Raw genomic sequence first — 12,606 nt, 5'->3', positions numbered from 1 at the left:
CACGGATTTTATTTGTATTGTATTGTACAATGCGGCGCGCTCATTTTCGGGGCTCTAGTTAAGAACTCACGGATGATGATTATTTTTTGCGGAGGAATGTATGTCTGAACGGGCTCCTGTAGTCACAATCGACGGCCCAAGTGGTGCTGGTAAAGGGACAATTAGCCAATTGTTGGCTAAGCATCTCGGATGGCAACTGCTTGATAGTGGTGCTATTTACCGAGTGCTGGCGTTAGCTGCAATTCACCACGATGTAGAACTGGAAAATGAAGAATCCATCACACTCCTTGCTGCGCACCTTGATGTGAAATTTTTAACCGGCAATGAGAAAGACCCAGTTCAAGTGATCTTAGAAGGTGAAGACGTCACTACTGCGATACGTACTCAAGAATGCTCAAATGCGGCCTCTAAAGTGGCGGCATTTCCCCGTGTGCGGGAAGCCTTATTACGTCGTCAACGTGCCTTTAGAACGGCACCCGGATTAATCGCCGATGGCCGCGATATGGGCACGGTTGTTTTCCCAACGGCATCGGCTAAATTATATTTAACTGCTTCTGCAGAGGAGCGGGCTCAAAGACGCTATAATCAGTTGCAGGACAAGGGCTTCGATGTTAATATCGAGCGCCTTTTAGCTGAAATTATCGAGCGTGACGACCGCGATATGAATCGTCCAGTGGCCCCTTTGGTCCCTGCCGAGGATGCGCTTGTTATCGATACTAGCGATAAAGGTATTGATGAAGTACTTGAGCTTGCGCTCAACTACATCAACCAAAAATTATCCAACACTAACTAAATTATTGTTTGGATAGGTATTCGTATTAAGGATGATACGGATAATTTGACTGACTCCACGTCTAGGATTGACTGTGGTTTATTACATTAAAGTAACTTAAACATGACTGAATCTTTTGCTGATCTATTTGAACAATCCCTTCAAACTCTGGAATTCCGTCCAGGCTCTATCGTTCGTGGTACTGTAGTTGCTATCGAAAACGGTATGGTTCTGGTTGATGCAGGTCTGAAGTCTGAAAGCCCAATCCCAGCTGAACAATTCAAAAACGCTCAAGGCGTTTTAGAAATCGCTGTTGGTGATGAAGTTGACGTAGCTCTTGACTCTGTTGAAGACGGCTTCGGTGAGACTCAACTGTCTCGCGAAAAAGCGAAACGTCACGAAGCTTGGATCGTTCTGGAAAAAGCTTACGAAGATGCTGAAACTGTAATCGGTATCATCAATGGTAAAGTGAAAGGCGGTTTCACTGTTGAATTAAACGGTATCCGTGCCTTCTTACCAGGTTCTCTAGTTGACGTGCGCCCAGTTCGCGACACCGCTCACTTAGAGTACAAAGAATTAGAATTCAAAGTTATCAAACTAGACCAGAAGCGTAACAACGTAGTTGTTTCTCGTCGTGCAGTTATCGAATCAGAAAGCAGCGCTGAGCGTGATGCACTGTTAGAAAATCTGCAAGAAGGTCAAGCAGTTAAAGGTATCGTTAAGAACCTGACTGACTACGGTGCATTCGTAGATTTAGGTGGCGTTGACGGTCTGTTACATATCACTGATATGGCATGGAAACGCGTTAAGCACCCATCTGAAATCGTAAACGTTGGTGATGAAATCAACGTTAAAGTTCTGAAGTACGATCGTGAGCGCACTCGTGTGTCTTTAGGTCTGAAACAACTTGGCGAAGATCCATGGTTAGAAATCAGCAAGCGCTACCCAGAAAACACTAAGTTAACTGGTCGCGTAACTAACCTGACTGACTACGGCTGTTTCGTTGAAATCGAAGAAGGCGTTGAAGGTTTAGTTCACGTTTCTGAAATGGATTGGACTAACAAGAACATTCACCCATCTAAAGTGGTTAACTTAGGTGACGAAGTTGAAGTTCTGGTTCTGGACATCGATGAAGAGCGTCGTCGTATTTCTCTAGGTCTGAAGCAATGTAAGACCAACCCATGGGATGACTTCGCAACTCGTTACAACAAAGGCGACAAGGTTTCTGGTAAGATCAAGTCAATCACTGACTTCGGTATCTTCATCGGTCTTGACGGCGGTATCGATGGTTTAGTTCACCTGTCTGACATTTCTTGGAACGGCACTGGCGAAGACGCAGTATCTGAGTACAAGAAAGGCGACGAAATCCACGCAGTGGTTCTGTCTGTTGACCCAGAGCGCGAGCGCATCAGCTTAGGTGTTAAACAAACTGAAGACGATCCATTCAACGCTTACTTAGCTGACAAGAAGAAAGGAACTATCGTAAACGGTACTGTTTCTGCTGTTGACGCTAAAGGCGTGACTGTTGAACTAGCTGACACTGTTGAAGGTTACATCCGTGTAGCTGACATCAGCCGTGAGCGCATCGAAGATGCATCTACTGTTTACTCAGTAGGTGACGCTATCGAAGCTAAGTTCATGGGTGTTGACCGTAAGAACCGTTCTATCAGCCTGTCAATCAAAGCGAAAGACGAAGCTGAAGAAAAAGAAGTAATGGCGACCTTGAATAAACAAGAAGACGCTGTTATTAGTAATGCAATGGCTGAAGCGTTTAAAGCAGCTCGCAAATAATCGCCTGTTGTATGGGGAGTTTTTTCTCCCCATTAGGTGACTGTGTTTGGCTTGATAATAGGGGATAGCTAGGATGACAAAATCCGAACTGATCGAAAAACTCGCCACCAGGCAGTCGCAGCTGTCGGCGAAAGAGGTTGAAGGCGCAATCAAAGAGATGTTGGAGCAAATGGCAACAACATTAGAAAGCGGTGATCGTATTGAAATCCGTGGCTTTGGTAGTTTCTCGCTTCATTATCGTGCACCGCGTACTGGCCGTAATCCAAAGACTGGTTCATCAGTTGAATTGGAAGGCAAATACGTCCCGCACTTTAAGCCAGGCAAAGAACTGCGCGAACGCGTTGACGCAGTTAATGTATAATTGACCGCATTACAAAAAGCCTCCGTAAGGGGGCTTTTTTATATCTAATGCAAGGCAAAGCTGGTCAGCTCAGTAAATTTCTTGGATAATCAGAAAATTGAAAGGCGTTTAAGGGAGTGCGACGTGAAATCTTTTGTAGCGACAGTCCTTGTGGCACTGTTATTTATCGTGGCATTGATTTTTGGTGCGCGTAATGAACAAGTAGTGACGATCAGCTACTTTGTGGCTCAGGGTGAGTACCGTTTACCCGTAGTCTTGGCCGTGGTTTTCTTTGCAGGCTTTATGTTGAGTTGGCTCGTGGCCAGCTATTATATTGTCAAACTGAAATTGGCTTTAGCGGCGACCAGAAAGAAATTAACGGTTCAAACCGCTAAAACTCCTCAAGGTGTAGACGCCTAATATGCTTGAGATCCTCTTCCTGTTGCTTCCTATTGCTGCCGGTTACGGTTGGTATATGGGGCGGCGGAGCATAAGGCAAAACCAGAGTAATCAGCGTAAGCAATTAAGTCGTGATTATTTCACCGGCTTGAATTTCCTGTTGTCGAACGAGTCAGACAAAGCGGTCGACTTGTTTATCAGTATGCTCGATGTGGACGATGAAACCATCGATACCCATCTTTCCCTCGGGTCGTTATTCCGCAAACGCGGTGAAGTTGACCGATCCATTCGTATCCATCAAAACCTAATCGCACGCCCAACGCTCACCAATGAGCAGCGCGATATCGCGATGATGGAACTGGGTAAAGATTACCTTGCGGCGGGGTTTTACGACCGCGCAGAAGAGATTTTCCTGAATTTGGTGAGTCAAGATGACCATAGCGAAGAGTCTGAGACGCAGCTGATTGCCATTTATCAAGTCATTAAGGAATGGCAAAAGGCCATCGACATCACCAAGCGCTTAAGTCGCAAGCGTCAGCAGGTGCTTAAACCGATTATCGCTCATTTTTATTGCCAGCTTGCGGATGAAACCAGCGACGATGCCGACAAGATCAAGTTATTACAACAAGCATTAAAACAAGATCCTAAGTGCGGCCGAGCCTTACTCACACTCGCTAAAAAATTCCTCGACGCCAAAGATTACAACCAGTGTAAATCTATGCTGATGGCACTGAAAAAGGCTGATATAGAACTCTTTGCCGATGCTTTGCCGACGGCGAAGCAAGTGTATCGCGATACTCAAGATAAAGAGGGCTATCAAGAATTATTAGCAGGTGCTATGGCCGAAGGGGCGGGCGCTTCAGTGGTGGTAGCGCTTGCTCAGCATATGATTAGTCTCGATGAGATAAAAGCTGCTGAAAACATGGTGTTGGACGCCCTGTATCGCCATCCCACCATGAAGGGATTTCAGCACTTAATGCAGATGCACCTGCGTCAAGCAGAAGAAGGGCAAGCCAAACAAAGTTTGACTATGCTTGAGCAACTTGTTGAACAACAAATTAAATTCCGTCCCAGTTATCGCTGTAAAGAATGCGGTTTCCCATCCCACACCCTGTATTGGCATTGCCCCTCCTGTAAAAAATGGGGCACCATTAAACGGATCCGTGGCTTAGACGGTGAATAACCTTTAGAAATACCTTGTTAGTGTAACTCAGTTGGAGAGATGATGACGACCAAACCTATCCTCGTAGCGCTTGATTACGATAATAAAAACCACGCCTTACAACTGATAGATCAACTCGATCCCAACATGTGCCGCCTCAAAGTGGGCAAAGAAATGTTTACCCTATTTGGCCCACAATTGGTTAAAGACATTCACGACCGCGGTTTCGATCTTTTCCTCGACCTAAAGTTTCACGATATTCCCAATACGGTCGCCAAAGCAGTCGCGGCCGCGGCAGAACTTGGCGTGTGGATGACAAACGTGCATGCCAGTGGTGGCTTGGCCATGATGGAAGCAGCGAAAAAAGCGTTGCAGCCCTATGGTAAGGATGCACCTCTGCTAATCGCAGTAACGGTTCTCACTTCCATGAGCGATGAGGATTTAAAACTCATCGGCATTGATGTTCCAGCTTTTGAGCATGTGCAACGTCTCGCGAAACTCACCAAGCAGGCAGGTCTTGATGGTGTGGTCTGTTCGGCGCAAGAGGCGAGCGTACTTAAATCGCTCTTAGGTCAAGATTTTAAACTTATCACCCCGGGGATCCGCCCCGTGGGCAGTGACGTGGGTGACCAACACCGGGTGATGACGCCACCGGAGGCGCTTGCCGCTGGTTCTGATTATTTAGTGATTGGTCGACCAATCACTAAGGCCGCCGATCCTCTGGCGGCGTTGCAGGCGATTCATCAATCTCTCGCTAGAGAGGCATGATGACAACCATTGCGGCTTAAGCACTTGTTCGCACGTTAATTTGACCGTTCACGGAGAATGCCCATGCTGAATACTACGATGTTTAATTATCAAGGTAAGAATGTTGTCGTTGTCGGTGGTACGAGTGGAATTAACCTCGCGATAGCCAACGCCTTTGCGCAGGCTGGCGCGAATGTGGCGGTGGCGAGTCGCAGTCAAGACAAGATTGATGCCGCCGTGTTGCAACTCAAACAGTCAAATCCAGATGGGATCCACCTCGGGGTGAGTTTTGATGTCAGGGATTTGGCTGCGGTTGAGCAGGGCTTTGAAGCCATAGCTTCCGAATTCGGCTTTATCGATGTGTTGGTCAGTGGCGCGGCAGGCAACTTTCCGGCGACTGCGGCAAAACTCTCTGCTAATGGCTTTAAGGCCGTGATGGATATTGATCTCTTGGGCAGTTTTCAAGTGCTAAAGACGGCTTATCCTTTACTGCGTCGCCCCCAAGGGAATATTATTCAAATCTCGGCGCCGCAGGCATCCATAGCAATGCCAATGCAAGCCCATGTTTGCGCCGCCAAAGCGGGCGTAGACATGCTCACTCGGACACTGGCGATAGAATGGGGCTGCGAAGGGATCCGTATAAACTCCATTATTCCAGGCCCAATTGCGGACACTGAAGGATTTAACCGTTTAGCACCGAGCGCCGCGCTACAACAGCAAGTTGCACAGTCTGTACCGTTAAAACGCAATGGTATCGGGCAGGATATTGCTAATGCCGCGATGTTTTTAGGATCAGAGTATGCCTCGTACATTACAGGGGTTGTGTTACCCGTCGATGGTGGCTGGTCGCTTGGCGGAGCGAGCATTGCAATGACGGCATTAGACGAGTTGGCGATTAAAGCTCAGCTGTAATCGCACAATATATGAACGTTGTAACTTATTTATTTGATAGAGAAATCGGGTGAAAATCCATGGCGAATGCATTACAAGAGCAGCTGCTTAAGGCTGGCCTTGCTAGTAAACAAAAAGTACGTGACGTGAAGACGCAAAAACGTCGCGATAAAAAGGCGCGGGTGGATGATGGTTCGAGCGCATTGAAGAGTGACATCGCCGAGCAAAAACGACTCCAAGCTGAAAAAGATAAGGCATTGAACGAGCAGCGCTTTGCCGAAGCGACGGCCCGTGGGCAAGTGCGTGGTTTAGTGAGTGAATTCACTCAATTTGCGATTAAGATCCCAAGCCATGCCGAGGTGAAGTTTAACTATACCCTCGATAATAAAATCTATTCAGTCTATATTGATGAAAAGATCCAATCAGAACTGCTAAAAGGTCTATTAGGGATTGTTCGATACGAAGATAAGAGCTACCTAGTCCCCCATAAATTAGCAGAGCGCGTCAATCTACTGGTGCCACAATGGTGCGGTTACTTGTGGCAACAAGATGAAGGCAAAGCGGTTGAGGTCGAAGATGACCCCTATGCTGATTATGCGATCCCAGACGATTTAATGTGGTAATCAATGCGTTAATCGTGAGCTAAGCCGACGACGCATCGCTTATCTCTGGCTACACTAAAACCCTTAAGGCAACTTAAGGGTTTTTTATTGCCCGCATTTCACATTAACGGTTTTGCTGGTTCTGAGTTGCAAAGTGAATTTGTAATGAGATTGTTTTCTGTATTGAACTGGTATAAATTAAAACAACTGTTTAAATCCTACGTTTAAGAGTCTACCCATGAATCCTTACCAAGCTCCGTTAGCGGATATGCGTTTCTTATTGGAACAGGTTTTTGATGCGCCAAATACTTGGGCACAACTCCCTGATATTGCTGAAATGGTCGATATGGATACGGCCAGCGCGATTCTCGAAGAAGCCGCGAAAATCAGTGCTGAATTAATCCATCCGCTTAACCGTGCTGGCGATGAGCAAGGCGTTCTTCATCAGGATAATCGAGTGATTACCCCTGATGGTTATAAAGCTGTTTACGATCAATATTCCCAAGGCGGCTGGGTGGGCCTATGTGGTGAACCCGAGTTCGGTGGTATGGGCATGCCGAAAATGCTGGGTGTGTTAGTCGATGAAATGGCTTACAGCGCCTGCAATGCATTCACTCTGTATGGCTCACTCACGGCGGGGGCGGCATTATGTATTAATGCCCACGGCAGTGAAGAGATTAAAGAAACCTATTTGCCGAAGCTTTACAGCGGGGAATGGGCAGGGGCCATGGACATGACTGAGCCTCAGGCGGGCTCAGATCTACGTAATATCCGTACCCGTGCTATCCCACAGGATGACGGCAGTTATGCCATTAGCGGCAGCAAAATCTTTATCACGGGTGGCGATCATGATTTAACCGAGAACGTCATTCACTTAGTGCTGGCAAAGCTTCCTGAAAGTAAAGGGATTTCACTGTTCCTCGTGCCTAAAATCACGGTTGATGCCGACGGTAATTTAGGCCAGGCTAACGGCGTGAGCGTGGGTTCCATCGAGCATAAAATGGGGCTTAAGGGTTCGGCTACCTGTGTGATGAACTTTGATGAGGCAAAAGGTTACCTAATTGGTGAGCCAAATCGAGGTTTAGTGTGTATGTTCACTATGATGAACTACGAGCGCTTAGCCATCGGTATTCAAGGGCTTGGCAGTGCGCAGGCCGCTTATCAAATGGCCGCCGATTATGCCAAAGAGCGCAACCAAGGCGTTGCCGCTGGCGGTTCACCTACGGGCAGCGATTCCGATCCTATTATTGTTCATGGCGACGTGCGTCGTATGCTGCTGACCATTCGTGCGATGACAGAAGCGGGGCGCGCACTCTCGGTATTTACTGGTAAACAACTCGATTTAGCAAAATATGCCGAGGGTGAGGTTAAAGCTAAGGCCGCTCGTTATGTGGGCTTGTTAACTCCCGTGGCAAAAGCGTTTTTAACCGACCGCGGTTTAGATGCCACTATCATGGCGCAGCAAGTGTTTGGTGGTCATGGCTATATTCGTGAAACAGGTATTGAGCAGTTAGTACGTGATACTCGTATTGCCCAGATCTACGAAGGCACTAACGGTATTCAGGCTATCGACTTCCTCGGCCGAAAAGTCACTGGCGATAACTTGGCAACGCTCAAGGAGTTTGTGGCCGAGTTAAAGGCGCAAATGCGTGAGTTTACTCAGGTCGATGCGGTGAAAGTGTCCGCTGTTTGTGCCCGTTTGGATGCCTTAGTCAATGTAGCTGAATCCATCAATGAGCAAAAGCTGACTCAACCAGCACTCATTAACGCCAGTGCGGTCGACTTTTTGGATGCCTTCGGCTTCACTCTCTATGGATTCTATTGGTTAGCCATGCTGGATAAAGCGGTGGGTGCTGAAGATAAGCAGTTTGCCGAGCAAAAATCCTACCTCGCCAAATTCTATTTCGATAAGCTGTTACCTAAAGCAGACTATCACTTAGCGCAAGTGCGTGCGGGGGATGTCAGCACTATGGCGATGCCTGCAGAGCTGTTCTAACGTAAACTTAATCGCGTTAAACGTTCGAATTAACCCAATAAAAAAGCACTGATATTCAGTGCTTTTTCTTTTTAATACTTTGCATATTGCTATGCACGTATTGGGAGTTAATCACTTAACTTAACGGTGCTCTGCTCTGTGGTCGTTGTTTGGCTGGTCTGAGTTTGAATTTCGACAGCGCTCAGCAGCCGAGTTAAAAAGTCGGCGCTAAAGGCGGGCTTACGTTGCTTTTTGGTCTCAGGGCTTATGCCATTCTCGAGCACGACAAAGAGAATATCCCGCTGCTGCGCTAAACGCATAAAGCCAGCTAAATTGGCGACACCCTGCATCGAGCCAGTCTTGGCAAACACTCGATGTTTTAAGGGCGGTTTAGTGTATCCCAAGCGATATTGCAGTGTGCCGCTGACACCGGCTTCGGGCAAACTGTCAATGAGGCTGTGAAAGCGTGCATCTTGGTAAATGAGCACCAGCACATCGGCTAATTGTTTTGCGCTCAACAGGTTATAGCGAGAAAGCCCTGAACCATCGACAATATTGGCGTTGGTTAAATCAATTCCAAGCTCAGTCAGTATATGCCGCATCGCCGCAGCTCCATGGGTAAAGCTACCTTGGGTTTTGTAATAACTTTGCCCCACGCGCTTAAACAAACTGTCGGCAATCAGGTTATCCGACTTCAGCAGCATGGTTTTGAGCAGCTCAGGCAAAGGCGCGCTACTATGGCTGGCAATGAGTTTTGCCTTGGAAGGGATGGCGTTGCCTATCTTCACTTTACCAGAGAGTGACATTTCACCCTTGAGCGTTGCTGTTAGGGTGTCCATGGCAAATTTTTCGGGATCGCTAATGGCAATCGCCAGCGGTATCGCTTCACTGCCAGGATAGCACCCCCGTAGATGATACTGATTCTGGCCAAGGCGTACTAAATCGAGTTGGCAAAAATCATGGCCTGCTTTGGGGGAGAATATGGCGTCGCTACTCACTTTCACCCCAAAACTCGATGCCCTTAATTTGACCTCAGAAGCATGCTTGGTTGAGCTTGGGGCAAACTGCCCGTACACGCAGTTTTGGTTGATGATATAACTCGACACTGGCGCGGCAAAGCAAATCCCGAGATCATCCCACACCCAGCCAGGTGCTTGTAATTGCTCTTGTTTATCCCCGATAAGATAGAGATGCCCCTCAATGCTTGTTATGCCTTGCTTTTGTAGATGAGCAAACAAGGCCTTAAGATCGTCCTGAGTTAGCGTCGGATCGCCGCTAAAACGCAGATAAACACTGCCCGCAATATGACCTTGACGAATAGGCGCATCGCTCCACAGCTCAGTAACATAGCGAAAATCTGGGCCAAGGCTAGCCATAGCGGTAACGGCGGTCAGCACTTTTTGTGTGCTGGCTGGGATAAATAAGGTATCGGCTTGCTGGCTGTATAACAGGGTATTAGTACTTAAATCACGGGCCAACAAAGCCACTTGCGAATGGCGCGGAGCAATATCGGCGATTTGCTTGGCCAATATCGACTCATCCATCGGATGAATTGCCGCATGGGCTTGGGTTGACAGCAGCATGCTTACCAAGCCGCCTAAGAATAACCCTTTAATCTTGGGCCGAGTGAATGATGCCTGTAACTTATCCTTGTTTAGCGAGTGCGTCATAGGTGTCCTGAATATCATTTTTACCATTAGCGGTCATTGTTGCCATCGTCTTTTTCCATTAGACGATACAGCCTTAGGGTGACAAATAAAACCAATCCGATAAAAAGCGGCAAAATGAGTAAGCCGAGTTGCGCTTTAAAATGAAAAATGCCCCAAGCTAAGGCTAAGGTGAGGGCGAGGGTCAGTAGGATTTTTTTGTTCATGGTGTTAGGCAATGAGGACTTAAGATGTTTTAGTTTACGCTAAAACAACGATCACAGGCACGCTTGCCTGTTGCTGAAGCCCTGTTTTGTGACTCACACACCATTTTGTTTATGGCCTGATTAGTGTTGGTTAATCGTCATGGACAAAAGATTCATAGAAAAACAGAAAAAGCATTTAGTTAGCCGTGAATAGAGGCATAGAAGCCTGCCATTTGCGGACTAAATTGCTGCATTTTAGTTCCATCGATGTGGAATGCGTCGTTTCAGGTCAAATTACCAGCAAAATAGGCGCTATCCCACGTGCTTTTCGCCGAAAAGTCTTGCCGAGTTGCAGTGAAGTCGGTAATTTCTACCCCTTACGATTTTAGGATCTCAGGTAACCACTAAAACCATGCCTCATATTAGTATGCGCGGCTTGCCACAGGCAGTTGTTGCAGAGCTTAGCCAAACATTACTGCAGTCTTTGGCGGCTATATGTAAAGGTAATGCAGAGAGTTTTACATTAGATTGGATCCCAAGCATCAGCTACCGTAATGGCAGAATTGATCAACGCTTTGTCCAAATCGAATTGCTTTGGTTTCCGGTCGACCCTGATATCCATCTTAAAGTAGAACAAACGATCAGGCTGGCAGTGACAGAAGCCTATCCAGAATTAACCCAAATTGCTGTGATGTTTTTGTCACTGACCCCAAGCGCTTCCTATCGGGGTGGTCAGCATGTTTAAAGGAGGATGCCTTGCTAGATAAGCTTGGTGGAATAGCCGTTCAACCCGAGGCTTTAACGTGGTTGCTTACGCCATGCCGATTTAAGGCAGAATTGCTTAGCCGTATTGAAAATGCCAAGGACAGCATTTATATCGCTGCACTCTATCTTGAAGACGATGAGGCGGGGCGCGAAATTTTACAGGCCTTGATGACGGCTAAGGCAAACAACCCCGCGTTAGATGTCAAGATTTTGGTGGATTTTCACCGCGCCAGACGCGGTTTGATTGGTCACAAGGGCGATAGCGGTAACTATCTGATGTACCGTAAGGTTATGGCCGAGGCAGAGCATCCTATCGACATTATGGGCGTGCCAGTAAAATCCCGTGAATTTATGGGCGTACTGCACCTTAAGGGTTTTGTGATTGACGATGCCGTGATTTACAGCGGTGCCAGCCTGAATAACATCTATCTGCAGCAAAACGATAAATACCGTTTCGACCGTTACCATGTGATTGAGTCGGCCGAGTTAGCGCGCAGTATGCGCACTATGATCCAGCGCTATATCATTGCCGATCCTGCCGTTGCATCACTTACTCAAGATGCGCAGCAAGAAGTCTTGCCACCCAAAACCGATGTGCGCAGCTTTAAACTTAGGTTATCGCAGGCACAGTATGAGTTTAACGCTACCCGCAGTGGTAATCGTGTCACCCCTTTACTGGGATTAGGCCGCAAACATAACCTGCTGAATAAAGCCGTGATTGCCATGGTGGAAGAGTCAAAAGACAGGCTGTTTATTTGCACGCCTTATTTTAATCCTCCCTATATTCTGGTGCGTGCCTTGGCAAAGCACCTGCGTAAAGGCAAACGTATCGACATAGTGGTTGGGGATAAAACGGCGAATGACTTTTACATTCCGCCCGAGCAGGATTTCTCTACCATTGGTGCTTTGCCGTATCTCTATGAGCAATCGCTGCGTAAATTTGCTAAGCGTCAGCAATGGGCAATCGATAATGGTCAGCTTAATATTCATCTGTGGAAACACGGTATCAATAGCTATCACCTCAAGGGTATCAGCGCCGATGGTCGTAAGCATTTGATCACGGGCTCAAACTTAAACCCAAGAGCATGGGCGCTGGATTTAGAGAATGGGTTACTCATTCACGATGAAAGCGGCAGCTGGAAGGCACAATTTGAGGCCGAGCAAAGCCATATCCTCGAACACACGCAAAGACTGTATCACTACAGCCAAGTGGATACCTTACAAAGCTATCCCGCGCCAGTGAAGAAGATTATGACTCGCATTAGAAGATTAAAGGCAGACTTCCTACTCAGACGCATTCTCTAATCGAA

The 12,606-nt window shown here is 47.2% G+C and carries 13 protein-coding genes; 11 read left to right on the top strand and 2 right to left on the bottom strand.

Translation table 11 applies throughout. The annotated features are described in order from the left end of the window. Positions 1-100 precede the first annotated feature (100 nt). The 9 genes from cmk to B5P39_RS08310 all read left to right on the top strand — a co-directional run bounded on the left by cmk (position 101) and on the right by B5P39_RS08310 (position 8,700). Positions 101-793, top strand: coding sequence for a (d)CMP kinase (gene cmk, locus B5P39_RS08350; protein ID WP_011622694.1), 693 nt, complete (start codon positions 101-103; stop codon positions 791-793). 102 nt (positions 794-895) lie between these two features. Beyond that, entirely contained in the window at positions 896-2,563 is a 1,668-nt protein-coding gene (gene rpsA, locus B5P39_RS08345) for a 30S ribosomal protein S1 (RefSeq protein WP_011622695.1), read from the top strand. Positions 2,564-2,636: 73 nt separating this feature from the next. Then, positions 2,637-2,924 (top strand): integration host factor subunit beta, encoded by a 288-nt coding sequence (gene ihfB, locus B5P39_RS08340; RefSeq protein WP_011072380.1) that lies wholly within the window; start codon positions 2,637-2,639, stop codon positions 2,922-2,924. Positions 2,925-3,047: 123 nt separating this feature from the next. Next, positions 3,048-3,323 (top strand): LapA family protein, encoded by a 276-nt coding sequence (locus B5P39_RS08335; RefSeq protein WP_011626213.1) that lies wholly within the window; start codon positions 3,048-3,050, stop codon positions 3,321-3,323. Position 3,324: 1 nt separating this feature from the next. Continuing rightward, entirely contained in the window at positions 3,325-4,485 is a 1,161-nt protein-coding gene (lapB, locus tag B5P39_RS08330; protein ID WP_023267046.1) for a lipopolysaccharide assembly protein LapB, read from the top strand. Between the two features lie 42 nt (positions 4,486-4,527). Further along, on the top strand, positions 4,528-5,232 hold the full coding sequence (gene pyrF / locus B5P39_RS08325) for an orotidine-5'-phosphate decarboxylase (RefSeq protein WP_088211164.1): 705 nt from the start codon (positions 4,528-4,530) through the stop codon (positions 5,230-5,232). 63 nt (positions 5,233-5,295) lie between these two features. Then, positions 5,296-6,123, top strand: coding sequence for an SDR family oxidoreductase (locus tag B5P39_RS08320; protein ID WP_088211163.1), 828 nt, complete (start codon positions 5,296-5,298; stop codon positions 6,121-6,123). A gap of 59 nt (positions 6,124-6,182) precedes the next feature. Then, a complete protein-coding gene (locus tag B5P39_RS08315; RefSeq protein WP_011716975.1) occupies positions 6,183-6,725 on the top strand; it encodes a DUF2058 domain-containing protein in 543 nt (180 codons plus the stop codon). Between the two features lie 217 nt (positions 6,726-6,942). Beyond that, a complete protein-coding gene (locus B5P39_RS08310; protein ID WP_088211162.1) occupies positions 6,943-8,700 on the top strand; it encodes an acyl-CoA dehydrogenase family protein in 1,758 nt (585 codons plus the stop codon). Between the two features lie 107 nt (positions 8,701-8,807). Here the strand turns inward: B5P39_RS08310 and dacB are convergent, their stop codons facing one another. Continuing rightward, positions 8,808-10,349 (bottom strand): D-alanyl-D-alanine carboxypeptidase/D-alanyl-D-alanine endopeptidase, encoded by a 1,542-nt coding sequence (dacB, locus tag B5P39_RS08305; RefSeq protein WP_088211161.1) that lies wholly within the window; start codon positions 10,347-10,349, stop codon positions 8,808-8,810. Positions 10,350-10,375: 26 nt separating this feature from the next. Next, entirely contained in the window at positions 10,376-10,552 is a 177-nt protein-coding gene (locus B5P39_RS08300; protein WP_088211160.1) for a hypothetical protein, read from the bottom strand. Positions 10,553-10,943: 391 nt separating this feature from the next. Here B5P39_RS08300 and B5P39_RS08295 point away from each other — a divergent pair, with 391 nt between their 5' ends. Together B5P39_RS08295 and pssA are read left to right on the top strand one after the other, a co-directional pair. After that, positions 10,944-11,276: a DUF1904 domain-containing protein gene (locus tag B5P39_RS08295; protein WP_011622704.1), complete on the top strand. Its 333-nt coding sequence runs from the start codon at positions 10,944-10,946 to the stop codon at positions 11,274-11,276. Between the two features lie 11 nt (positions 11,277-11,287). Then, positions 11,288-12,601, top strand: coding sequence for a CDP-diacylglycerol--serine O-phosphatidyltransferase (pssA, locus tag B5P39_RS08290; protein WP_088211159.1), 1,314 nt, complete (start codon positions 11,288-11,290; stop codon positions 12,599-12,601). The last annotated feature ends 5 nt before the right edge of the window (positions 12,602-12,606 follow it).

The organism is Shewanella sp. Shew256 (assembly GCF_002196695.1).
GTDB lineage: Bacteria > Pseudomonadota > Gammaproteobacteria > Enterobacterales > Shewanellaceae > Shewanella > Shewanella mangrovisoli.
Note: the sequence above shows the minus strand (reverse complement) of the source record. Positions and strands in the feature narration are given on the sequence as shown.

Coding starts and splice junctions, on each gene's coding strand:
- cmk (WP_011622694.1), top strand. CDS start 101: ATGTCTGAACGGGCTCCTGTAGTCACAATCGACGGCCCAAGTGGTGCT.
- B5P39_RS08310 (WP_088211162.1), top strand. CDS start 6,943: ATGAATCCTTACCAAGCTCCGTTAGCGGATATGCGTTTCTTATTGGAA.
- dacB (WP_088211161.1), bottom strand. CDS start 10,349: ATGACGCACTCGCTAAACAAGGATAAGTTACAGGCATCATTCACTCGG.
- B5P39_RS08320 (WP_088211163.1), top strand. CDS start 5,296: ATGCTGAATACTACGATGTTTAATTATCAAGGTAAGAATGTTGTCGTT.
- pyrF (WP_088211164.1), top strand. CDS start 4,528: ATGACGACCAAACCTATCCTCGTAGCGCTTGATTACGATAATAAAAAC.
- rpsA (WP_011622695.1), top strand. CDS start 896: ATGACTGAATCTTTTGCTGATCTATTTGAACAATCCCTTCAAACTCTG.
- B5P39_RS08300 (WP_088211160.1), bottom strand. CDS start 10,552: ATGAACAAAAAAATCCTACTGACCCTCGCCCTCACCTTAGCCTTAGCT.
- B5P39_RS08295 (WP_011622704.1), top strand. CDS start 10,944: ATGCCTCATATTAGTATGCGCGGCTTGCCACAGGCAGTTGTTGCAGAG.
- ihfB (WP_011072380.1), top strand. CDS start 2,637: ATGACAAAATCCGAACTGATCGAAAAACTCGCCACCAGGCAGTCGCAG.
- B5P39_RS08315 (WP_011716975.1), top strand. CDS start 6,183: ATGGCGAATGCATTACAAGAGCAGCTGCTTAAGGCTGGCCTTGCTAGT.
- lapB (WP_023267046.1), top strand. CDS start 3,325: ATGCTTGAGATCCTCTTCCTGTTGCTTCCTATTGCTGCCGGTTACGGT.